Here is a 23131-nt window from a genome sequence, read left to right as displayed (position 1 = left end):
GCAGTCCTCCTGCCCCACGCGCTCGTGCGGCCCACGTCCTTTCGTCCGACGACTCCAGCCCGGCCGAGCAGATTTTCATGCAAGCATGCTTGATTGTTTCCTGGCGCGCTGCCATGCTCCTCACCACGCCGCACCACCCCGCACCACCCCGTGCCACCTGGCATCACCGCGCACACCGCCGTGCCCCGAGGGGAGCGCTCGTGTCCGACTCGACGTCCGTGCTCGACGATCTGCGCGAGGAGAGCGAGGAACTCGACCGTCTCGTGGCCGGCGCGGACGCGCGGCGCTGGGCGCTCGCGACCCCCGCACCCGGCTGGACCGTGGCCCACCAGATCGCCCACCTCGCCTGGACCGACCACTCCGCCCTGCTCGCGGTCACGGACGCCGACGGTTTCCACGCCCTGGTCGAGAAGGCCCTCGCCGCGCCCGGTTCGTTCGTCGACGAGGGCGCGGCGGAGGGCGCCGCCCTGCCGCCCGGCGCACTGCTCGCCCGCTGGCGCGAGGGCCGCGCGGCGCTGGCGGAGGCCCTGCGCGCCGCACCGCCCAAGGCGCGCTTCCCCTGGTACGGGCCACCCATGTCGGCCGCCTCCATGGCGACCGCCCGCCTCATGGAGACCTGGGCCCACGGACAGGACGTCGCGGACGCCCTGGGTGTGGTGCGCCCACCCACGGACCGGCTGCGGCATGTGGCCTGGCTCGGGGTACGGACCCGGGACTTCGCCTTCGGCGTGCACGGGCTGACTCCGCCCGGCGACCCGTTCCGCATCGAGCTGCGGGCACCCTCCGGCGACCTGTGGACCTACGGACCCGACGACGCCCCGCAGCGCGTCACCGGCCCCGCCCTCGACTTCTGCCTGCTCGTCACCCAGCGCGCCCACCGTGCCGACCTGGCCCTGCGCGCCGACGGCCCCGACGCCGACCGCTGGCTCGGCATCGCACAGGCCTTCGCGGGACCGCCGGGCAGCGGACGCCCGCCGAAGGGAGCCGCCTCGTGACGACCCCGCACACCGGCAGGACGGGCGAGCCGGTGAAACCCCTGCGCATCGGCAACGCCTCCGGCTTCTACGGCGACCGCTTCGACGCCCTGCGCGAGATGCTCACCGGCGGCGAACTCGACGTCCTCACCGGCGACTACCTCGCCGAGCTCACCATGCTGATCCTCGGCCGGGACCGGCTGAAGGACCCGGGCGCCGGATACGCCCGCACCTTCCTGCGGCAGCTGGAGGAGTGCCTCGGACTCGCGCACGAGCGGGGCGTGCGGATCGTCACCAACGCGGGCGGGCTCAACCCGGCCGGACTCGCCGACGCCGTACGGGCGCTGGCCGGCCGGCTCGGCGTCCCCGTGCGTGTCGCCCATGTCGAGGGCGACGACCTCACCGCCGCCCATCCCGGGAGCCTCGCCGCCCACGCCTACCTCGGCGGCTTCGGTATCGCGGCCTGTCTGCGCGCGGGCGCCGACCTCGTCGTCACCGGGCGCGTGACGGACGCGGCCCTGGTCACCGGGCCGGCCGCCGCCCACTTCGGCTGGACTCCGGGGGACCACGACCGGCTCGCGGGGGCCGTCGTCGCCGGGCACGTCCTGGAGTGCGGAGCGCAGGCCACCGGCGGCAACTACGCCTTCTTCCGGGACGGCGACGTGCGCCGCCCCGGTTTCCCGCTCGCCGAGCTGCACGACGACGGGAGCTGCGTGATCACCAAGCACCCCGGTACCGGCGGCTTCGTCGACGTCGGCACGGTCACCGCCCAGCTGCTGTACGAGACGGCCGGTGCCCGGTACGCGGGGCCGGACGTCACCGCCCGGCTGGACACGGTCCGGCTCGGCCAGGACGGGCCCGACCGGGTGCGGATCGAGGGCGTGCGCGGGGAGGCGCCCCCGCCCACCCTCAAGGTCGGGCTCAACAAGCTCGGCGGCTTCCGCAACGAGGTCGTCTTCGTGCTCACCGGCCTGGACATCGAGGCCAAGGCCGCGCTGGTGCGGGACCAGATGGCGCCCGCGCTGCACGAGGTCGCCGACGCCCGCTGGGAGTTGGCGCGCACCGACCGGCCCGACGCCGACACCGAGGAGTGCGCGAGCGCGCTGCTGCGGCTGGTCGTACGGGATCCGGACCAGCAGGCCGTGGGGCGGGCGCTGAGCGGGGCCGCGGTGGAGCTGGCGCTGGCCAGCTACCCCGGCTTCCATGTGCTGGCGCCACCCGGGAAGGGCGCGCCGTATGGGGTGTTCGAGGATGTGTACGTCCCCCATGGGGCGGTCGACCATGTGGCCGTCCTCCCCGACGGACGCCGGGTCACGGTGTCCCCGCCCCAGGACACCCGGGTGCTCGACGACGTCCCGGAGCCGCCCCTGCCGGAGCCGCTGCCGGCCGGACCGTGCCGCAGGGCCCCGCTCGGCCTCGTCGCGGGGGCCCGCAGCGGCGACAAGGGCGGCAACGCCAACGTCGGCGTCTGGACCCGCACCGACGACGCCTGGCGGTGGCTCGCGCACGAGCTGACCGTCGAGCGGTTCCGGGAGCTGATCCCCGAGAGCCGCCCGCTGAAGGTGACCCGGCACGTGCTGCCCCACCTGCGCGCCCTGAACTTCGTGGTCGAGGGGATCCTCGGCAAGGGCGTCGCCGCCCAGCACCGCTTCGACCCGCAGGCCAAGGCGCTCGGCGAATGGCTGCGCTCCCGCCACCTGGAGATACCGGAGGCCCTGCTGTGACCGTCCTGACCTCCGCGCTCGACCCGTCGGGCCCCGACTTCCGGGCCAACCGCGAGGCGATGCTCGACAAGCTCGCCGCGCTCGACGCCGAGCACGCCAAGGCCCTCGCGGGCGGCGGCGAGAAGTACGTCGCACGGCACCGCAAGCGCGGCAAACTCCTCGCCCGCGAGCGCATCGAACTGCTCCTCGACCCCGACACGCCCTTCCTGGAACTGTCCCCGCTCGCGGCCTGGGGCAGCGACTACACCGTCGGCGCGTCCCTGGTCACCGGCATCGGGGTCGTCGAGGGCGTGGAGTGCCTGATCACCGCCAACGACCCGACCGTACGCGGCGGGGCGAGCAACCCGTGGTCCCTGAAGAAGGCCCTGCGCGCCAACGACATCGCGCTCGCCAACCGGCTGCCCTGCATCAGCCTGGTGGAGTCCGGCGGCGCCGACCTGCCCTCGCAGAAGGAGATCTTCATCCCCGGGGGCGCCATCTTCCGGGATCTCACCCGGCTGTCGGCCGCCGGCGTCCCGACCGTCGCGGTCGTCTTCGGCAACTCCACCGCCGGGGGCGCCTACATCCCCGGCATGTCCGACCACGTGATCATGGTCAAGGAGCGGGCCAAGGTGTTCCTGGGCGGCCCGCCCCTGGTGAAGATGGCGACCGGCGAGGAGAGCGACGACGAGTCCCTGGGCGGCGCCGAGATGCACGCGCGCACCTCGGGCCTCGCGGACTACTTCGCCGTCGACGAGCACGACGCGCTGCGCCAGGCCCGCCGCGTGGTCGCCCGCCTCAACCACCGCAAGGCGTACGGCGATCCGGGCCCGGCCGAGCCGCCCGAGTACGACGCCGAGGAGCTTCTCGGCATCGTCCCCGGCGACCTGAAGAGCCCCTTCGACCCGCGCGAGGTCATCGCCCGCGTCGTCGACGCCTCCGACTTCGACGAGTTCAAGCCGCTGTACGGCACCAGTCTGGCCACCGGCTGGGCCACCCTGCACGGCTACCCGGTCGGCATCCTCGCCAACGCCCAGGGGGTGCTGTTCAGCGAGGAGTCCCAGAAGGCCGCCCAGTTCATCCAGCTCGCCAACCAGCGCGACATCCCGCTGCTGTTCCTGCACAACACCACCGGCTACATGGTCGGCAGGGAGTACGAGCAGGGCGGCATCATCAAGCACGGCGCGATGATGATCAACGCCGTCAGCAACAGCCGCGTCCCGCACCTGTCGGTCCTCATGGGCGCCTCCTACGGCGCCGGCCACTACGGCATGTGCGGCCGCGCCTACGACCCCCGCTTCCTGTTCGCCTGGCCCAGCGCCAAGTCGGCCGTGATGGGCCCGCAGCAGCTCGCCGGCGTGCTGTCGATCGTCGCCCGTCAGTCCGCCGCGGCCAAGGGACAGCCGTACGACGACGAGGCCGACGCCGCGCTGCGCGCCATGGTCGAGCAGCAGATCGAGTCCGAGTCGCTGCCGATGTTCCTGTCCGGGCGGCTCTATGACGACGGCGTGATCGACCCGCGCGACACCCGCACCGTGCTCGGCCTGTGCCTGTCCGCGATCCACACCGCCCCCTACGAGGGCGCCCGCGGCGGCTTCGGCGTCTTCCGGATGTGAGGAACCTTCAGTGATCACTTCTGTGCTGGTCGCCAACCGGGGCGAGATCGCCTGCCGGGTCTTCCGCACCTGCCACGAGCTGGGCATCCGCACGGTCGCCGTCCACTCGGACGCCGACGCGCACGCTCTCCACGCGCGCGTGGCCGACGCGAGCGTCCGCCTCCCGGGGGAGGCGCCCGCCGACACCTACCTGCGCGGCGACCTGATCGTGAAGGCCGCCGTCGCCGCCGGCGCGGACGCCGTGCACCCCGGCTACGGCTTCCTCTCCGAGAACGCGGACTTCGCCCGGGCCGTCCTGGACGCGGGCCTGACCTGGATCGGCCCGCCCCCGGAGGCCATCGAGGCGATGGCGTCCAAGACCCGCGCCAAGCAGCTCCTGGGCATCGAGCCGCTCACCGAGGTCACCGAGGCCGACCTGCCCGTCCTGGTGAAGGCCGCGGCGGGCGGCGGCGGCCGCGGCATGCGCGTCGTACGGCGCCTGGCGGACCTGGACGCCGAACTGGCGGCCGCCCGCGCGGAGGCGGCGAGCGCCTTCGGCGACGGCGAGGTCTTCGTCGAGCCGTACGTGGAGCGCGGCCGGCACGTCGAGGTGCAGATCCTCGCCGACACCCACGGCACGGTCCGGCCGCTGGGCACCCGCGACTGTTCCCTGCAGCGCCGCCACCAGAAGGTGATCGAGGAGGCACCGGCCCCCGCGCTGCCCGGCGCACTGGAGGAGGAACTGCACGCCTCGGCCGTACGGGCCGCCCGGGCCGTCGACTACGTCGGCGCCGGCACGGTCGAGTTCCTCGTCGCCGACGGCAGGGCGCACTTCCTGGAGATGAACACCCGCCTCCAGGTCGAACATCCGGTGACCGAGGCCGTGTTCGGCATCGACCTGGTCGCGGAGCAGATCCGCATCGCGGAGGGTCACCCCCTCGCCCCCGAGCCGCCCCGCGCGCGGGGCCACGCCGTGGAGGCCCGCCTGTACGCCGAGGACCCCGCCCGCGACTGGGCCCCGCAGACGGGCACCCTGCACCGTCTCGCGCTCCCCGGCGCCGTCCGCCTCGACACCGGCTACACCGACGGCGACACCATCGGCGTCCACTACGACCCGATGATCGCCAAGGTCGTGGCCCACGCGCCCACCCGCGCGGAGGCCCTGCGCAAGCTGGCGTCCGCCCTGGAACGGGCCGCGATCCACGGCCCCGTCACCAACCGCGACCTGCTGGTCCGCTCCCTGCGGCACCCCGAATTCGCCGCCGCCCGCATGGACACCGGCTTCTACGACCGCCACCTCGCGGACCTGGCCGAACCGGCCCCCGACCCGCACGCCCCCCTGGCCGCCGCCCTCGCCGACGCGAGCGCCCGGGCCCGCCCCGGCTTCGGCGGCTGGCGCAACGTCCCCTCGCAGCCGCAGACCAAGCGCTACCTGATGGCGGGGGAGGAGCACGAGGCCCGCTACCGGTACACCCGGCAGGGCCTGGAGGCGGACGGGGTGCGCGTGGTGCACGCCGACGCGGGTCTGGTGATCCTCGAAGTGGACGGCGTCAGACGCCGGTTCGACGTCGCCCGCCACGACGACCGGGTCCACGTCAACACCACCGCCCTGACCGCCCTGCCCCGCTTCCCCGACCCCACCGCGCAACACGCCCCCGGCTCCCTCCTGGCCCCCATGCCGGGCACGGTCGTCCGCGTCGCCGACGGCCTCGCGGCGGGCACACCGGTGAAGGCCGGCGAGCCCCTGCTCTGGCTGGAGGCGATGAAGATGCAGCACAAGATCACCGCACCGGTGACCGGAACGCTGACCGCATTGCCGGTCGCACCCGGCCAGCAGGTCGAGCCGGGGACGTTGCTGGCGGTTGTGCAGGAGGCCTGAAGGGGCGCGGGGAACTGCGCGCCCAGCCACATACGACCCGCACCTGAAAGGACGTCCCATGGACACCGAAGACCACAAGGCGCTCCGAGCAGCCGTCGCCGCCCTCGGCAGACGCCACGGCCGGGGCGCCGACCCCGATCACCTCTGGTCCGAGGCAGGCAAACTCGGCTACCTGGGCGTCAACCTGCCGGAGGCACACGGCGGTGGAGGCGGCGGCATCACCGAACTCTCCATCGTCCTCGAAGAACTCGGCGCCGCCGGCTGCCCGCTGCTCATGCTGGTGGTCTCACCGGCCATCTGCGGCACGGTCATCGCCCGCTTCGGCACCGACGCCCAGAAGGAGACCTGGCTGCCCGGCCTGTCCGACGGCACCCGCCGGATGGCCTTCGGCATCACCGAACCCGACGCCGGCTCCAACTCCCACCGCATCACCACCACGGCCCGCCGCGACCAGGACACCGGAGGCTGGATCCTCACCGGCCGCAAGGTCTTCATCTCCGGCGTCGACATCGCCGACGCCACCCTGATCGTCGGCCGCACCGAGGACGCCCGCACCGGCCGCCTCAAGCCCTGCCTGTTCATCGTCCCGCGCGACACCGAGGGCTTCACCCGCCGCCCCATCGACATGGAACTCAACGCCGCGGAGAAGCAGTTCGAACTCGTCCTGGACGACGTGCGCCTGCCCGCCGACGCGCTCGTCGGCGACGAGGACGCGGGCCTGCTCCAGCTGTTCGCCGGACTCAACCCCGAGCGGATCATGACGGCCGCCTTCGCGATCGGCATGGGCCGGTACGCCCTCGGCAGGGCCGTCGAGTACGCCCGCGACCGCACCGTCTGGAACACCGCCATCGGCGCCCACCAGGCCATCGCCCACCCCCTCGCCCAGGCGCACGTCGACCTCGAACTGGCCCGCCTGATGATGCAGAAGGCCGCGGCCCTCTACGACGCGGGTGACGACCCGGGCGCCGGAGAGGCCGCCAACATGGCCAAGTACGCCGCCGGCGAGGCCTGTGTGAAGGCCGTCGACCAGGCCGTGCACACCCTCGGCGGCAACGGACTCACCCGCGAGTACGGCCTGGCGCAGCTGATAACGGCCGCGCGCGTGGCCCGTATCGCCCCGGTCAGCAGGGAGATGATCCTCAACTACGTCTCCCACCAGACCCTGGGCCTGCCGAAGTCGTACTGAGAACCTGAGACTTCCCGCGCCGCGAGGAGGAACCAGCCATGTTCCGCAGCGAGTACGCAGACGTCCCGCCCGTCGACCTCCCCATCCACGACGCCGTCCTGGCCCGGGCCGCCGAGTTCGGTGACACCCCGGCCCTGATCGACGGCACGGACGGCACCACCCTCACGTACGAGCAGGTGGACCGGTTCCACCGGCGCGTCGCCGCCGGCCTCGCCGAGGCCGGGGTCCGCAAGGGCGACGTCCTCGCCCTGCACAGCCCCAACACCGTCGCCTTCCCGACCGCGTTCTACGCCGCCACGCGCGCGGGTGCCACCGTCACCACCGTGCATCCGCTCGCCACCGCCCAGGAGTTCGCCAAGCAGCTCACCGACTGCGCGGCCCGTTGGATCGTCACCGTGTCGCCGCTGCTGGACATCGCCCGCAGGGCCGCCGAACTCGCGGGCGGCGTACGGGAGATCTTCGTGTGCGACAGCGCGACCGGCCACCGCTCCCTGATCGACATGCTGGCCACCACCGCCCCCGAACCCCGCGTCGCCATCGACCCCGCCGAGGACGTCGCCGCCCTGCCGTACTCCTCCGGCACCACCGGCACGCCCAAGGGCGTCATGCTCACCCACCGCCAGATCGCCACCAACCTCGCCCAGCTGGCCCCGGCGATCCCCGCGGGCCCCGGCGACCGGGTCCTGGCGGTGCTGCCCTTCTTCCACATCTACGGCCTCACGGCCCTGATGAACGCGCCCCTGCGCCAAGGCGCCACCGTCGTCGTGCTGCCCCGCTTCGACCTGGAGCAGTTCCTCGCGGCGATCCAGAACCACCGCATCACCGCGCTGTACGTCGCCCCGCCCATCGTCCTGGCCCTCGCGAAGCACCCGGTCGTCTCCCGGTATGACCTGTCGTCGCTGCGGTACATCGTCAGCGCCGCCGCGCCCCTGGACGCCCGCCTCGCCGCCGCCTGCTCCGAACGCCTCGGCCTGCCGCCCGTCGGCCAGGCCTACGGCATGACCGAGCTGTCGCCCGGGACCCACGTCGTCCCGCTGGACGCCATGCGCGACGCGCCGCCCGGCACCGTCGGCAGGCTCATCGCCGGCACCGAGATGCGCATCGTCTCCCTCGACGACCCCACCCGGGACCTGCCCCCGGGCGAGTCCGGCGAGATCCTCATCCGCGGCCCCCAGGTGATGAAGGGCTACCTGGGCCGCCCCGACGCCACCGCCGCGATGATCGACGCCGACGGCTGGCTGCACACGGGGGACGTCGGGCACGTGGACGAGGACGGATGGCTGTTCGTCGTCGACCGGGTGAAGGAACTGATCAAGTACAAGGGCTTCCAGGTCGCCCCGGCCGAACTGGAGGCGCTCCTGCTCACCCACCCGGGTATCGCCGACGCCGCCGTCATCGGCACCTACGACGACGACGGCAACGAGGTCCCGCACGCCTACGTCGTCCGTCAGCCGGCCGCCGCCGGACTCACCGCCGGGGAGATCATGATGTACGTCGCCGAGCGCGTGGCCCCCTACAAGCGGATACGCGAGGTCACCTTCATCGACGGCGTCCCCCGGGCGGCCTCCGGCAAGATCCTCCGCCGACAGCTCCGGGAGAGCGCATGACCCTGATCGCCCGCACCCGCGCGCGTGCCGTCGAGACCCTGGCCCTCGACGCGCCGCAGCGCCGCAACGCCCTCTCGGCTGCCCTGGTCGGCGAACTGGCCGACGCGCTCACGGACGCCGGCCGGGACACCGGCGTCCGCGCGGTCGTCCTCACCCACACCGGCACCACGTTCAGCGCCGGCGCCGACCTCAAGGACCCGCCCGACCCCGAGGCGCTGGTCGCCCTGCTGCGCCGGATCGTCGAACTGCCCAAGCCGGTCGTCGCCCGGGTCACCGGCCACGTCCGCGCGGGCGGCCTCGGCCTGCTGGCCGCCTGCGACATCGCGGTCGCCTCCACCGCGGCCACCTTCGCCTTCACGGAGGTCCGCATCGGCGTCGCCCCCGCGGTCATCTCGCTGCCGCTGCTGTCCCGCGCGAACCCACGCGCCCTGTCCCGCCACTACCTCACCGGCGAACGCTTCGACGCGGCCGAGGCCACCGCGACGGGCCTGCTCACCGCGTACGCCGAGGACGTCGACACGGCCCTGGCCCCGATCCTCGACGGCCTGCGCAGAGCCGCCCCCGACGCCCTGGCCGAGACGAAACGGCTGCTCACGGCTAGGGTGCTGGAAGCCTTCGACCGGGAAGCGGCCGACCTGACCGCGCTCTCGGCCCGGCTGTTCGCCTCCCCGCAGGCACGCGAGGGGATGACGGCCTTCCTCGAACGACGGGATCCGGCATGGGTGGTGTGAGCACGGTCGACCGTGCGGAGAGAGTCCCCAAGCAGGACCGCAGCCGGGCCACCCGGCAGCGGCTCCTGGAAGCCGCCGTGGCCTGCCTCGCCGAACACGGCTGGGCGGGCTCCACCGTCTCCGTCGTCGCCGAGCGGGCCGGTGTGTCCCGCGGCGCCGCCCAGCACCACTTCCCGACCCGCGAGGACCTCTTCACGGCGGCCGTCGAGTACGTCGCCGAGGAACGCTCCACCGCCCTGCGCGCCCTCTTCCCCGAGGGCGCGCACGGGGACCGCCACGCCGTCGTCGCCGCCCTGGTGGACCTCTACACGGGCCCGCTGTTCCGCGCCGCCCTCCACCTGTGGGTGGCCGCCTCCAACGAGGAGCAGCTCCGCCCCCGCGTCACCGAGCTCGAATCCCGCGTCGGCCGCGAGACCCACCGCATCGCCGTCGACCTCCTCGCCGCCGACGAATCCGTCCCCGGCGTCCGCGAAACGGTCCAGGGCCTGCTCGACATGGCCCGCGGCCTGGGCCTGGCCAACCTCCTCACGGACGACGCCGCCCGCCGCGAACGGGTGGTGGCCCAGTGGGCGGGGCTGCTGGAGGAGACGCTGGGCTGAGGGCGGTGTCAGTGCCGGGCACTACGGTTCCGGCATGGGTGATCACTACCAGACGATCGTCGACCTCGACGCGGACGGGGCGGAAGCGGAGCCGCTCGCGCGCAGAGTCGTGCAGTGGCTCGTGGCCGAGGGCGTCGTGCTGTCCGAACGCACGGACTGTGTCCTGGGCCTGCCCCTGGGACACCCGCCGGGCCCGCGATGGGAGCGCGCGGTCGCCGAGGCCGACGCGGACGACGAGCCGTGGGACGGCCTCGCCGTGCACACCGGGCGCACCGTCTTCCACGGCTGGCCAGGAGGCATGGAGGCAGCGACATGCCCGCGCTGCTCGGTCACGACCCGCCTGGTCGACGACGAGTGGGCGACGATCGACGAGGCCTGGGCGCCCTTCGGGGACGCCATCAGCACCTGGTCCGCCACCGGTGCGGCCCAGGTCCGCTGCCCGGCCTGCGCCCGCCGGGTTCCCCTGCGCGACTGGGCCTGGACCGACGACTACTTCGCCTTCGCCCATCTCGGGTTCGAGTTCTGGAACTGGCCCGAGCTCACACCGGAATTCCGCGGCCGCGTGAGCGAGCTGCTCGACGGGCACCGCACGGCGTTCGTCCAGGGAAAGATCTGAGGCCCGGCCCCGTCACGGACTGAGCCGCTCCACCCGCCAGCTGCCGTCGGGCTGCTCCACGTACCGCAGGCGGTCGTGCAGGCGGTTCTCACGGCCCTGCCAGAACTCCACCGTCTGCGGCGCCACCCGGAACCCGCCCCAGTGCGGCGGCACCGGCACCTGCTCGCCCTCCGGGTAGCGGGCGGCCAGTTCGGCGTACGCGCCGTCGATGTCGGCCCGGGTGGAGACCACCGAGGACTGGGCACTGGCCCACGCCCCGAGCTGGGAGCCGTGCGGGCGGGTGCGGAAGTAGGCGGCCGTCTCGTCCCGGCCGGTGCGCCGCGCGACGCCCGTGACGATGACCTGGCGGGCCATGGGGTGCCAGGGGAACAGCAGCGAGACGTACGGGTTCTCCGCCAGGTCACGGGCCTTGCGGGAGTCGTAGTTCGTGTAGAAGACGAAGCCGTGCTCGTCGAAGTGCTTCAGCAGCACCGTGCGGGAGCCGGGCCGGCCCTCGGCGTCGGCCGTCGAGACGATCATGGCGTTCGGCTCGAACAGCCCGCCGTCCGTCGCGGCCTGCTTGAACCAGCGCGCGAACTGCTCGACGGGGGTGGCGGCCAGCTCGGTCTCGGAGAGCCCGTCCGCCCGGTACTGCTTGCGCATCGAGGCCAGGTCGAAGGGGACGTCGTCGCGGTCGGTCACCCGGTCATCTTGCCGTACGGACGGTGTCCTTCGTCACTGCCTGGCACTGAGTGCCGCGAACCCTCCCCAACCTTGACACTCGGAGATATCGTTTCGGTGCCGTTCCGGTTGGGTGACCGCCGACCGTTCGGGGCATCACAGGGGCAACCGGCCAGGACCGCGAGTCGCCGCAGACGACCGTGGATCCACTGGACGGCCGCCCGCTTCGCCAGCTGACTGACACATGGTTCGTACGTCCCACCCCACAACACACCATCTGTCGCTTACATCACGAGGAGCCGCCTGATGTCCGACTTCGTACCCGGGCTCGAGGGAGTCGTCGCGTTCGAGACGGAGATCGCCGAACCGGACAAGGAGGGCGGCGCACTCCGGTACCGGGGCGTCGACATCGAGGACCTCGTCGGCCACGTCTCCTTCGGCAACGTCTGGGGCCTGCTCGTCGACGGTGCCTTCAACCCGGGGCTGCCCGCCGCCGAGCCGTTCCCCATCCCCGTCCACTCCGGTGACATCCGCGTGGACGTCCAGTCCGCGCTGGCCATGCTCGCGCCGGTCTGGGGCCTGAGGCCGCTGCTGGACATCGACGCCGAGCAGGCCCGCGAGGACCTGGCCCGGGCGGCCGTCATGGCGTTGTCGTACGTGGCCCAGTCGGCCCGCGGGCAGGGCCTGCCCATGGTGCCGCAGCGCGAGATCGACAAGGCGAACTCGGTCGTCGAGCGCTTCATGATCCGCTGGCGGGGCGAGCCCGACCCCAAGCACGTGGCGGCGGTGGACGCCTACTGGACGAGCGCCGCCGAGCACGGCATGAACGCCTCCACGTTCACGGCCCGGGTCATCGCCTCGACCGGCGCGGACGTCGCGGCCGCGCTGTCCGGCGCGGTGGGGGCCATGTCGGGTCCGCTGCACGGCGGGGCCCCGTCCCGGGTCCTGCACATGATCGAGGAGATCGAGCGCACGGGCGACGCGGAGGCCTACGTCAAGCAGACCCTGGACAAGGGCGAGCGCCTCATGGGCTTCGGGCACCGCGTCTACCGCGCCGAGGACCCCCGCGCCCGCGTCCTGCGCCGCACCGCCCGCGAACTGGGCGCCCCGCGCTTCGAGGTCGCCGAGGCCCTGGAGAAGGCGGCCCTGGCGGAGCTGCACGCCCGCCGCCCCGACCGCGTCCTCGCCACCAACGTGGAGTTCTGGGCGGCCATCGTCCTGGACTTCGCCGAGGTCCCCGCGCACATGTTCACGTCCATGTTCACCTGCGCCCGTACGGCCGGCTGGTCCGCCCACATCCTGGAGCAGAAGCGCACGGGCCGCCTGGTCCGCCCCTCGGCCCGCTACGTCGGCCCGGGCAGCCGCAACCCGCGCGAGATCGAGGGCTACGAGGACATCGCCCACTGACCCACCCGCCCACGGCCCTACCCGCCCCCGGGTGGGGCCGTGGCCCCGCCCGGCGACACGAGCCGGTCCAACTCCTCCCCGATCGCCTCCCTGGTTCCCGCCCGGTTACGCGATGCTGCTCACCGAAGACCCGGCCGCACGATGGGTCTCTCCGAGAACGCAGACGACCCGCGAGTCTGGTTCCTCCGGGGAGGAGCCGGCCGGACGTACCGGCGACTCGCGGGTCGGGTGACTGCTTGAGATTGGGCCGGCTGCACGCGTCGTTCGCGCGCTGGCTCGGCACCGCACCGAGTGTGGTGTCGGGCCGCTAGCCCGCAGCCACCTCACGCGTCCGGTTTCCATACATCTGCCGAACCACCTCCTCTCTCGTGTACTGGCACCCTAAGAAACCGTCCCGGCCCGGATCAACCGTTTTTTTGAGACCTTGACCCCGGGGGTACCCGCACCGGTGCGACGGCGGTGTCACGGGCCGTTGACGTGGGGATTGCCCGCGTACAACGATTCCTTCAATGTTGGGGGAACCCGGTGTGCGCTGGGTCACCTTCCAGTTGAATGAAGGCAAGGAGCGAACCGGCGTGCCGTACGTGCGGACGCAGCCTGCAGGGGGTCCAGGTGAGTGCTTCCCGGCGTAGTGGGACCACCGACGAGCTGGGGCCGGAAGAGCCCGAGCGGGACGGTGCCGATGGGCGGGACGGTGCCGATGGTTCGGATCTGCTCGCCGCGCTGCTGGACGGGATGGACGCGGCGCTGTGCGCCTTCGACGCCGACGGCGTCGTCACGCACTGGAACCGCGAGGCCGAGCGGATCCTCGGCTGGAGCGCGGAGGAGGCCGTCGGCAAGCGCGGCCTGGCCGGATGGGCGGTGCGCAGCGCGGACGCCGAGGAGGTCGAGGAGCGCCTGCTGTCGGCCATGCACGCCCCGGGCCGGCAGGTGCACGAGTTCGCGCTGCTGACGAAGGACGGCGGACGGGTGCTGGTCCGCACGCAGTCGGCGGCCGTGCGCGGTCCCGACGGAAAGCCGGCCGGGGTCTACTGCGCGTTCAGCGAGGTGCACGCCCAGATCGACCTGGAGCGGTCCATCGCCCTGAGCGAGGCACTCTTCGAGGACGCCGGCTGGGGCGTCGTCCTGGTCGACGTCGACCTGCGGCCCGCCGTGGTCAACGCGCACGCGGCCCGGGCGCTGGGCACGGGCCGTACGTCGGTGCTGGGCCGGCCGCTCGGCGAGCTGCTGTCGCAGGGCGTGGAGGAGCTGGAGAGCGCGCTGCAGCACGTGCTGGCGGAGGGCGCGCCCCCGGCGCCCGCCGAGGTGTGGGTGAGTGTGCGCACGCCGGAGGGGGAGCGGCGGAGGTGCTGGCGCAGCGGCTTCCTGCGCCTGGCCTCGCCGCTCGCGGAAGAACCGGTTCCACTGGGTGTGGGCTGGCTGTTCCAGGACGTGACGGAGTTCAAGCAGAACGAGCAGGAGGCGTCCCTGCTGCGGTTTCGCACGCAGCAGCTGCACCGGGCGGCGCGGGCGGCCGCCGAGTGCGAGGACCCGGCGGAGGCGGCGACGGTCCACCTGGACTTCGCCCTCGCCGGGTTCGCCGACCACGCGCTGATCGACCGGGTGGCCGGCGGCGCGCTGACCGACCCGGAGGCCGAGGGGCCGGTCCGGCTGGTGCGGGTCGCGGCCACGCCGTCGGGTGCGCCGGGGCCGAGCAGGCTCGCGGGACCGGCGGGGCTGCCCGTGCGCTACCCGGAGGGCCACCCGGCCCTGCAGTGCGTGGAGCGGACGGGGGCGCTGCGGGCGAGCGCGGGCGCCGCGTCCGCCGAGCGGGCGCGCGAGTGGGCGCTGGCGCGTCAGTGGCCGCCGGACGCGGTGCACGCCCTGTGCGCGGTGCTGCGCAGCAGGGGGCGCACGCTGGGTGTCGTGACGTTCCTGCGGGGGGCGGGCCGCAGCGCCTTCGAGCGGTCCGACGCGGTGTACGCGGAGGACGTGGCGGTACGCATCGCGACGGCACTGGACGTGGTGGACCTGCTGGACCTGGCGGACCCACCCGCCGGCGGCTGACGGGCCCCGGCCGGCCGGTCACCGGCTAGTGCCGGTAGAAGATCCGGTCGCCGTACTGCTCCATCACCCGGGCGTTCCAGTCGTGCCCGCCGTCGACGTTCCCGGAGCGCAGGAGCGGCGGCTCGATGCCCCGGTCGGCGAGGGTCGTGGCGGTCGTGGCCATGACGGCCTGAAGGAGGGCCGAGGTGACGACCGTGGAGGCGGGGGCGAAGGGGGCGGGCACCTTGTCGTGGGTGAGCTCCGCGTCCCCGACCGCGATCCTCGAGTCGAGGACGAGGTCGCAGTGGTCCTTCAGAAACGTGCCGGAGGAGTGCCGGGACTTCGTCTCCGACGCGTACGCCACCGACGTCACGCCGATGACCTTCACGCCCAGGGCGCGCGCGTGCAGGGCCATCTCCACGGGCAGGGCGTTGCGCCCGGAGAGGGAGATGATCAGCAGGGCGTCGCCCGCGCGGAGCGGGGAGTTGTCGAGGACGGCGGCGGCGAGGCCGTCGACGCGTTCCAGGGCCGAGCCGAGCGGTGCCGGCATGACGTCGACGCCGACGACGCCCGGCACGGCGAGGAGGTTCATCAGGGCCAGTCCGCCGGCGCGGTAGACGAGATCCTGCGCGGCGAGGGAGGAGTGCCCGGCGCCGAAGGCGAAGAGCCGGCCGCCCTGCTCGACGGTGTCGGCCAGGAGCGTCCCGGCGGCCGCGATGCTGTCGGCCTCCTCGTCACGGACCCGCCGCAGCAGGTCGATCGCGGCGTCGAGGAACTGGCCGGCCGGTGAGCGGTCGCTCATACGGGATCCCCTTCGGACTGGTGCGGAGTGGCCCACGGGCTTGTGTCGCGCATCACGGTGCGGTCTGGACCAGTGCGGTGTCAATACGGCCGGGATCCCCCCGCGTGGCCCCGGCGCCGGTCGGGGCACGAAGCGGGACTCCGTACGCTGCTCCGGGACCCGGTGATCCACCGCTTCTCCTCCCGCGGCACGGTTGTCGGTGGTATCCGGCAGAATTGGGTGCAGGGCCAGCGCACGCGCCGGTGAGCCGTCCAGCCTCCGGCAGATCTCATTCGAGGGGCACGTATGTCCGGACTGATCGACACCACGGAGATGTATCTCCGCACCATCCTCGAGCTGGAGGAAGAGGGTGTGGTCCCCATGCGCGCCCGTATCGCCGAGCGGCTCGACCAGAGCGGCCCGACGGTGAGCCAGACCGTGGCGCGGATGGAGCGCGACGGCCTGGTGTCCGTCGCCACCGACCGGCACCTGGAGCTCACGGACGAGGGCCGCCGTCTCGCCACGCGCGTGATGCGCAAGCACCGCCTCGCCGAGTGTCTGCTCGTGGACGTGATCGGTCTGGAGTGGGAGCAGGTCCACGCCGAGGCGTGCCGCTGGGAGCACGTGATGAGCGAGGCCGTGGAGCGTCGCGTCCTGGAGCTGCTGCGGCACCCGACGGAGTCGCCGTACGGCAACCCCATCCCGGGCCTGGAGGAGCTGGGCGAGAAGGACGGCGCCGACCCGTTCCTGGACGAGGGCATGGTGTCGCTGGCCAGCCTCGACCCGGGCACGGAGGGCAAGACGGTCGTGGTGCGCCGCATCGGCGAGCCGATCCAGACGGACGCGCAGCTGATGTACACGCTGCGGCGCGCGGGCGTGCAGCCCGGCTCGGTGGTGAGCGTGACGGAGTCGGCGGGCGGCGTGCTGGTGGGCAGCGGCGGCGAGGCGGCCGAGCTGGAGTCGGACGTGGCCTCCCACGTGTTCGTCGCCAAGCCCTGATCCGGTCGATGGCACGGGCCGCGGGGGCGCTTGCGGCGTTGGCGTGATCCGTACCGCGTTCCGGGTCCGGTCCGTCGAATGGCAGCGCTCGTCCGCTTCCCGTGCGACGCTGTCGCGTGAGGCATATGACCTGAAGGGCTCTGGGCCGTGGCCTGACAGCGATGTCACCCGGCCGGGGAGGGGGCGGGAGGATGTGCCGTTCGGACGGAGAGGGCCCCGGCGCCGTGCGGCGCCGGGGCCTGTCCTCCCCTGTGCTGACCCGGAGCCCCGAGCTCTCAGGGTCATCCCCCGCGGACCTGTTTCCCCGAGCGGTCCGCCTCCCGCTGAAGATCTCCCCTCGGCAGCGGCGATCAATCCCCGAGGGCCGTCACTCGAATGAGGGGTGTTGCCCGCCGGAACCGCATCTTCGAAAGCGCATTCGATAGTCTGCGGGCGACGCAGGGCACGGGTTCACCAGGGACCCGCAGGACAGGCACAGCAGGCAGAACACGGTTCCCAGGACCGTCCGGCCGGAGCGGCCGCGGTCCGCGCGAAGCTTGGGGGGTGCCAGACATGGCGCGACGCATCGACGTGACCGGGACGGGCGGCGTACGCCTCGCGGCCTGGGAGTTCGGCGACCCGCCCAAGACCGATCCGTCCCAGGACGGGCCGGGCGCGGGGGAGGGGCACGGCGGGCGGTCCGGGGCCGACGGCTCCCCGGGCGTGCTGTTATTGCACGGCCTCATGGGCCGCGCCTCGCACTGGGCGCCCACCGCCCGGTGGCTCTCCGGCCGGTACCGCGCGGTCGCCCTCGACCAGCGCGGCCACGGCCGCAGCGAGAAGCCCCCGGAGGGCGCCTTCACCCGGGACGCCTACGTCGACGACGCCGAGGCCGCTCTGGAACAGCTCGGTCTCGCCCCGGTCGTCCTCATCGGTCACGCCATGGGCGCGCTCACCGCCTGGCAGCTCGCCGCCCGGCGTCCGGACCTGGTCCGCGGGCTGATCATCTGCGACATGCGGGCCTCCGCCCTCGGCGCCGCGTCGCAGCGGGAGTGGGCCCAGTGGTTCGCGTCCTGGCCGCTGCCCTTCGCCACGCTCGCCGACGTCCGCAAGTGGTTCGGCGAGGACGACCCCTGGGTGGAGCGGCCCAACCCGGCCCGCGGCGCGTTCTACGCCGAGGTGATGGCCGAGTCCCCGGACGGCTGGCGCCCCGTCTTCGAGCCGGAGCAGATGCTCCGCTCCCGCGAGACGTGGGTGTACGACGCGCACTGGGAGGAGCTGGCCCAGGTGCGGTGCCCCGCCCTGGTGGTGCGCGGCCTCGACGGCGAGCTGGGCCGCGCCGAGGCCCAGGAGATGGTCCGGGTCCTGCCGCGCGGCCAGTACGCGGAGGTCGCCGACGCCGGCCACCTCGTCCACTACGACCAGCCCGAGGCCTGGCGCGCGGCCATCGAACCGTTCCTGGACTCCCTCGGCGACGACTGAGACCGGCCGGCCACCGACGACCGGCGCCCGGCCACCGCCCGCCCGGCCCCCTCAGCCCTTGCTGACCGCCTGGAGGATCTCCGGCAGCCGCCGGGCCGTGCGGGGAGCGGCCAGGCGCAGTCCCACCGCCGTGAGCACCGCTCCGTACAGCGTGCCCACGGGCAGCAGCAGCCAGGCCAGGTCGTCGCCGTCGGCGCTCACGTTCAGCCAGATCGTGAGCGCGATGACGGGCGCGCAGAGCAGGGCCGCCCCGATCATCCCGCCGAAGATGGAGATCCAGGCGAGCCCGGTCTGCCCGGGGGCGACGTTCTTGTAGCCCTCCTGCGGGATGGAGTAGGGGAAGCGGGCGGAGGTCCACGCCCCGGTCGCGAGCATCGCGCCGAGCAGCGCGAACGACAGCCCCAGCGCCTCGGGCAGCCGCGGCCAGTCGCCGAGCATCGCGGTCGTGAGGACGGTGACGAGCGCGGCGTACGGCAGGGTGATCAGCAGCAGGGCGTAGGCCCGGGCGCGCAGTTCGACGTAGGCGTCACGGGTGGAGGAGATCGTCATCGCGACCATCCAGAACGCCGAGGAGTCCTGCCCGAACTGGTTGTACATCTGGATGCCGAGCATGCCGGCCGCGAAGCACGCGAAGTACACGGACCCGGTGCCCTGCCAGGCGTTGAAGACCGGCACGATCAGCCCGATGGCCAGCGAGGTCACCCAGGCGGCCTTGGTCTTCGGGTCGCGCCACACATAGCGCAGGCTGCGCTCCATCACCGTGCCCGTACGTCCGGCCGGCAGCAGCCCGGCGAGCCCGGTCGACGACCGCGTGCGGGCGGCCGTGTCCGCCGTCGGCAGGGTCGAGCCGTCCGGCGAGGTCATCAGCCGGGTCAGATGCCGCGACCACACCGCGAGCAGCGCCGCCAGTGCGCCCGCGCTGAGCGCCAGTTGTGCGACGGCGCGTCCGTACGAGCCCTCGCTCACCGCGTGCACGGCGCCGATCGCCGAGGCGGGCGGCACCCACTGCAGCACGTCCCCCGCCGGGTCCAGCTCGCCCAGCCCGGACGCCCCGATCCGCTGGGCGCCGAAGTTGACGATCTGTGCCCCGACGGCGATGACGAGCCCGCTCAGCACGGCGAGATCGCGTCCCTTTCGGCTGGTCAGCAGCCGGACGTTGGCGGCGGCCACGGCCCGCGCGAGGGCCACGCACACCAGCAGCGCCAGCACGACGGCGACCACGCCCACCGCGAACGCGGCCCCGCCCCGGGCCACCGCGATCACCGAACCGGCCAGCAGACACAGCGTGAACAGCGGCCCGATCCCCACCAGGGACGCCGTGAGCAGCGCCCGCACCAGCGGCCGGGGCCGCAGCGGCAGCATCACCAGCCGGGTCGGATCGAGGGTCTCGTCACCGCTGGGGAAGAACAGCGGCATCACGGCCCAGCCGAGCCCCAGCACCGCCACCGCCAGCACCACCACCGACGCGGCGTGCGCGTGCCCGCGCAGCGCGATCAGGCCGATCAGCTGGAGCGCGGCGAACAGCAGGGCGAAGACGGCCGAGGTGATGTAGGCGGCCCTGCGTCCGCCGGACTGCCGCAGCCCGTTGCGCAGCAGGGACAGCTTCAGCCGGATGAGGACGGGGGTGATCGCGCCGGCGCTCACCGGGACCCGCCGCCCAGCCAGTCCAGGTCGGACCCGGCGTCCCGGCCCTGGGCGCCGACGAGTTCGAGGAACGCCCGCTGCAGCGAAGGCGCGTCACCGCGCACCTCGGCGAGGGTGCCGGTGGCCCGGATGCGCCCGGCGGCCATCACCGCGACCCAGTCGCACAGCGACTCGACGAGTTCCATGACGTGGGAGGAGAACACCACGGTGGCGCCCGAGGCGGTGTAGCGCTCCAGGACGCCCCGGATGGTCTGGGCGGAGACCGGGTCGACGCCCTCGAACGGCTCGTCCAGGAAGAGCACTTCGGGATTGTGGAGCAGCGCGGCGGCGAGACCGATCTTCTTGCGCATGCCGGTGGAGTAGTCGACGACGAGCTTGTGCTGGGCGCCGGCCAGGTCGAGGACGTCGAGGAGCTGGGTGGTGCGCTTGTCGACCTCGGCGCCGGGCAGCCCCCGCAACCGGCCCGAGTACGCCAGCAGTTCCCGCCCGGACAGCCTCTCGAACAGCCGCAGCCCCTCCGGCAGCACCCCGATGCGGGCCTTCACCTCGACGGGATCGCGCCACACGTCGTGCCCGACGATCTCGACGGTCCCGTGGTCGGGTCGGAGCAGCCCGGTCACCATGGACAGCGTGGTGGTCTTCCCGGCCCCGTTCGGCCCGACGAGCCCGATGAACTTGCCCGCGGGCAGCTCCAGATCGATCCCGGCGACAGCGACCTGCTGCCCGAACCGCTTCCACAGTCCCTGCACACGCACAGCGCTGGATCCCACCGCGCCTCCCTCCGTCACCGTGCACCTTACGGTGGGGCGTCGCCCTTCTTTCAGGGGCGCGGGGAACTGCGCGATCGACCACGACGAAGCCGCAGCCGCCGGCCGACCGCCACCAGGCAGACGAACAGGCGCTACCGGTCCCGCCCGCACGCATAGGCCAACGGCGAGATCAACTCCTCCGCGTCCGGCAGCCACCGGTTCGCGGGCGTCGGCCGGCAGGCCCACTGCACGGCCCCACGGGACCCGAACCGCGTGGGCGGCGCGGCCACGTATGCCCCCTCGCCCAGCACCGTCAGGTCCAGCGACGACACCGACCACCCCAGCTTGCGCACCAGGTCGGGCACCTTCACGGCGGCCCCCGGCAGCACGAAGAACTCCATGCGCCGGTCCGGCGTGAGCGTCACCGGCCCCAGCGTCAGCTCCATCCGCTCCATGCGCGCCAGCGCCAGGAACCCGGCCGTCTCCGGCACGGAGATCGCGTCGAACGTCCGCCCCGTCGGCAGCAGGATCGACGCCGTCGGCTGCTTCTGCCACATCCGCCGTGCGACCGTCGCGCTCCCCGTCGCCTGCGTCGCCCAGTCCGGACGCGCCGGGTGCGAGCCGGGTGCCGGACACGCGGCGTCACCGCACGAGCAGCGCTGACTTCCGTCGACGGCTTCCAGCCAGGTGCCCGGGAACACGTCCCAGTGGCGCTCCTCGGCGTAGCGGACGGCGGTCTCCAGCAGCGATTCCCCGCGCTGCTTCGGGATCTGAGCGGCTTCGGTGCCGGCGATCGTCTCTTCCACGATGAACACAACTCCGGGCGTCACCAGGGGTTACGCCCGCCGACGTGCGCGGGGAGGAGCACCTCGCCCCTGGCCGGGGCGCATGGGTGCATGTGCGGGGGCGCGCAGGAGGATCCGTGGCCCGAGGTGGGTAGCCACGAGTGGGGCCGGCACCAGCCGTTACCCCGGCAATCCTCACATGCCTCGCATTTTCGCCTGGTCGGCGGGGCATTGATCTTCACGGCCGGATCCCTTCGCCGGGACGCGAAGGGCCCGGCCGCGGAAGACACGTCAACTCGGTGCGTGGGCAGGCACCGCAGCCACAGGGGGTACGCCATGGCCGCAAGGCCGCTCGTCGCCCGGCAGCCGAACGAACGGCTCCAGGCGCTCATCCAGGAAGCCGGATGCTCCAACGCCGGCCTCGCCCGCCGGGTCAACATGTGCGGAGCCGAGCACGGACTCGATCTGCGCTACGACAAGACGTCCGTGGCGCGCTGGCTGCGCGGGCAGCAACCGCGGGGCAGGGCACCGGCGATCATCGCCGAGGCGCTGGGCCGCAAACTCGGCCGTACGGTCACGATCGACGAGATCGGGATGGCCAACGGCAAGAACCTCGCCTCGGGGGTCGGCCTGCAGTTCTCGCCGACGGTGCTGGGGGCCATCGAGCAGGTCTGCGAACTGTGGCGCAGCGACGTGGGGCGGCGGGACTTCCTGTCCGGCTCCTCCGTCGCCGCGTCCGCGCTGGTCGAGCCCAGTCGCGACTGGCTGATCTCGGCGCCGGACGCGCAGGTGTCGCGGTCGGCCGGGCCACGGGTCGGGCAGTCCGACGTGCAGGCCGTGCGGGCCATGACGCAGGCGCTCGTGGATCTCGACCACCAGTACGGCAGCGGGCACGTGCGGCCGGTGGTCGTGCACTACCTCAACAGCGTGGTCTCGGGACTGCTGGCGGGGTCCTACCGGGAGGCGGTGGGGCGGGACCTGTTCGCCGCGGTGGCGCGGCTGACGGAGCTCGCCGGGTACATGGCCGTCGACACGGGCCAGCCGGGGCTGGCGCAGCGCTACTACATCCAGGCCCTGCGCCTGGCGCAGGCGGCCGGGGACCGCGGCTACGGCGGGTACGTCCTCGCGGCCTCCATGAGCCACCTCGCCGCGCAGCTCGGGAACCCGCGGGAGATCGCGCAGTTGGCGCGGGCGGCGCAGGAGGGGGCGCGGGGGCGCGTCACGCCGCGCGCGGAGTCCATGTTCCACGCGGCGGAGGCGCGCGGGCACGCCCTGCTGGGCGCCGCGCGCGCCGCCCAGGTCGCGGCCGGGCGCGCGGTGAGCGCCCTGGAGGCGGCCGACCCGGCCACCGGGGACGACCCGGTGTGGATCGCGCACTTCGACGAGGCGTATCTCGCCGACGAGTTGGCCCACTGCCACCGGGACCTCGGGCAGGCCGAGGCGGCCGCGCGGTGCGCGCAGGAGTCGCTGGCGGGGCATCCGCGGACCCGGGCCCGACGGCGGGCCATCGGATATGTGTTGCTCGCCACAGCGCAGGTGCAGCAGCGGGAGATCGAGGAGGCGTGCAGCACCGGCATGAAGGCCGTCGAACTGCTGGAGGGCCTGCGGTCCAACCGGGGCGCCGAATACCTGGAGGACTTCCAGCAGCGGCTGGAGCCTTACCGGGACGAGGCGGTGGTACGGGAGTTCGGCGCACGGCTCGACCTGCAGGCGGCGGCGTGAACACACGC

Annotated in this window: 19 protein-coding genes; 14 read left to right on the top strand and 5 right to left on the bottom strand. The window is 73.4% G+C overall.

The window, feature by feature from the left end; translation table 11 throughout:
- Nucleotides 1-200: 200 nt before the first annotated feature.
- Genes ACIGAQ_RS31745 through ACIGAQ_RS31705 form a run of 9 tightly spaced genes read left to right on the top strand, consistent with a single transcriptional unit; the run spans nucleotide 201 to nucleotide 10890 of the window.
- On the top strand, nucleotides 201-995 hold the full coding sequence (locus ACIGAQ_RS31745) for a TIGR03084 family metal-binding protein (protein WP_399789076.1): 795 nt from the start codon (nucleotides 201-203) through the stop codon (nucleotides 993-995).
- Between the two features lie 32 nt (nucleotides 996-1027).
- Entirely contained in the window at nucleotides 1028-2698 is a 1671-nt protein-coding gene (locus ACIGAQ_RS31740) for an acyclic terpene utilization AtuA family protein (RefSeq protein WP_399789415.1), read from the top strand.
- Nucleotides 2695-4293 (top strand): acyl-CoA carboxylase subunit beta, encoded by a 1599-nt coding sequence (locus tag ACIGAQ_RS31735; RefSeq protein WP_399789073.1) that lies wholly within the window; start codon nucleotides 2695-2697, stop codon nucleotides 4291-4293. The genes ACIGAQ_RS31740 and ACIGAQ_RS31735 overlap by 4 nt, the downstream gene beginning before the upstream one ends.
- A gap of 10 nt (nucleotides 4294-4303) precedes the next feature.
- Entirely contained in the window at nucleotides 4304-6151 is a 1848-nt protein-coding gene (locus tag ACIGAQ_RS31730; RefSeq protein ID WP_399789070.1) for an acetyl/propionyl/methylcrotonyl-CoA carboxylase subunit alpha, read from the top strand.
- Nucleotides 6152-6209: 58 nt separating this feature from the next.
- Nucleotides 6210-7337, top strand: coding sequence for an acyl-CoA dehydrogenase family protein (locus ACIGAQ_RS31725; RefSeq protein WP_399789067.1), 1128 nt, complete (start codon nucleotides 6210-6212; stop codon nucleotides 7335-7337).
- Nucleotides 7338-7375: 38 nt separating this feature from the next.
- Nucleotides 7376-8944 (top strand): 4-coumarate--CoA ligase family protein, encoded by a 1569-nt coding sequence (locus ACIGAQ_RS31720; protein WP_399789064.1) that lies wholly within the window; start codon nucleotides 7376-7378, stop codon nucleotides 8942-8944.
- Entirely contained in the window at nucleotides 8941-9675 is a 735-nt protein-coding gene (locus tag ACIGAQ_RS31715; protein ID WP_311681441.1) for an enoyl-CoA hydratase family protein, read from the top strand. Before ACIGAQ_RS31720 ends, ACIGAQ_RS31715 begins: the two co-directional genes overlap by 4 nt.
- Nucleotides 9663-10274 (top strand): TetR/AcrR family transcriptional regulator, encoded by a 612-nt coding sequence (locus ACIGAQ_RS31710; protein ID WP_311681442.1) that lies wholly within the window; start codon nucleotides 9663-9665, stop codon nucleotides 10272-10274. The genes ACIGAQ_RS31715 and ACIGAQ_RS31710 overlap by 13 nt, the downstream gene beginning before the upstream one ends.
- Before the next feature lie 34 nt (nucleotides 10275-10308).
- Nucleotides 10309-10890, top strand: coding sequence for a hypothetical protein (locus tag ACIGAQ_RS31705; protein WP_362281136.1), 582 nt, complete (start codon nucleotides 10309-10311; stop codon nucleotides 10888-10890).
- Nucleotides 10891-10902: 12 nt separating this feature from the next.
- On the opposite strand, the gene pdxH is transcribed toward ACIGAQ_RS31705, so the two are convergent.
- Nucleotides 10903-11571 carry a pyridoxamine 5'-phosphate oxidase gene (gene pdxH, locus ACIGAQ_RS31700; protein WP_399789060.1) on the bottom strand — a complete coding sequence of 223 codons (669 nt, stop codon included), beginning with the start codon at nucleotides 11569-11571 and terminating at the stop codon, nucleotides 10903-10905.
- A gap of 285 nt (nucleotides 11572-11856) precedes the next feature.
- Here pdxH and ACIGAQ_RS31695 point away from each other — a divergent pair, with 285 nt between their 5' ends.
- Both ACIGAQ_RS31695 and ACIGAQ_RS31690 read left to right on the top strand, forming a co-directional pair.
- The gene (locus tag ACIGAQ_RS31695; RefSeq protein WP_362281139.1) at nucleotides 11857-12957 is read left to right on the top strand and encodes a citrate synthase 2; all 1101 of its coding nucleotides are present in this window, start codon (nucleotides 11857-11859) and stop codon (nucleotides 12955-12957) included.
- Nucleotides 12958-13569: 612 nt separating this feature from the next.
- Complete coding sequence (locus ACIGAQ_RS31690) at nucleotides 13570-15003, top strand: PAS domain-containing protein (RefSeq protein WP_399789057.1); 1434 nt, start codon at nucleotides 13570-13572, stop codon at nucleotides 15001-15003.
- Between the two features lie 25 nt (nucleotides 15004-15028).
- On the opposite strand, the gene ACIGAQ_RS31685 is transcribed toward ACIGAQ_RS31690, so the two are convergent.
- Nucleotides 15029-15784, bottom strand: a complete 756-nt coding sequence (locus ACIGAQ_RS31685) for an SIS domain-containing protein (protein WP_399789054.1) — start codon at nucleotides 15782-15784, stop codon at nucleotides 15029-15031.
- 285 nt (nucleotides 15785-16069) lie between these two features.
- Between ACIGAQ_RS31685 and ACIGAQ_RS31680 the strand changes: the two genes are divergently transcribed.
- Both ACIGAQ_RS31680 and ACIGAQ_RS31675 read left to right on the top strand, forming a co-directional pair.
- Nucleotides 16070-16762: a metal-dependent transcriptional regulator gene (locus tag ACIGAQ_RS31680; protein WP_094056948.1), complete on the top strand. Its 693-nt coding sequence runs from the start codon at nucleotides 16070-16072 to the stop codon at nucleotides 16760-16762.
- A gap of 552 nt (nucleotides 16763-17314) precedes the next feature.
- Complete coding sequence (locus tag ACIGAQ_RS31675) at nucleotides 17315-18223, top strand: alpha/beta fold hydrolase (RefSeq protein ID WP_399789050.1); 909 nt, start codon at nucleotides 17315-17317, stop codon at nucleotides 18221-18223.
- Nucleotides 18224-18274: 51 nt separating this feature from the next.
- On the opposite strand, the gene ACIGAQ_RS31670 is transcribed toward ACIGAQ_RS31675, so the two are convergent.
- The 3 genes from ACIGAQ_RS31670 to ACIGAQ_RS31660 form a co-directional block, all read right to left on the bottom strand.
- On the bottom strand, nucleotides 18275-19867 hold the full coding sequence (locus ACIGAQ_RS31670; protein ID WP_399789047.1) for a transporter: 1593 nt from the start codon (nucleotides 19865-19867) through the stop codon (nucleotides 18275-18277).
- Nucleotides 19864-20655: an ABC transporter ATP-binding protein gene (locus ACIGAQ_RS31665; protein WP_399789044.1), complete on the bottom strand. Its 792-nt coding sequence runs from the start codon at nucleotides 20653-20655 to the stop codon at nucleotides 19864-19866. Before ACIGAQ_RS31665 ends, ACIGAQ_RS31670 begins: the two co-directional genes overlap by 4 nt.
- 113 nt (nucleotides 20656-20768) lie before the next feature.
- A complete protein-coding gene (locus ACIGAQ_RS31660; protein WP_311681827.1) occupies nucleotides 20769-21431 on the bottom strand; it encodes a bifunctional DNA primase/polymerase in 663 nt (220 codons plus the stop codon).
- A gap of 306 nt (nucleotides 21432-21737) precedes the next feature.
- On the opposite strand from ACIGAQ_RS31660, the gene ACIGAQ_RS31655 reads away from it, so the two are divergent.
- A complete protein-coding gene (locus tag ACIGAQ_RS31655) occupies nucleotides 21738-23123 on the top strand; it encodes a transcriptional regulator (protein WP_399789040.1) in 1386 nt (461 codons plus the stop codon).
- The last annotated feature ends 8 nt before the right edge of the window (nucleotides 23124-23131 follow it).

Origin of the sequence: Streptomyces sp. NPDC085932, assembly GCF_044540525.1 — a bacterium.
Classification (GTDB): domain Bacteria; phylum Actinomycetota; class Actinomycetes; order Streptomycetales; family Streptomycetaceae; genus Streptomyces; species Streptomyces levis.
This window is presented reverse-complemented; position numbering and strand designations above follow the sequence as displayed.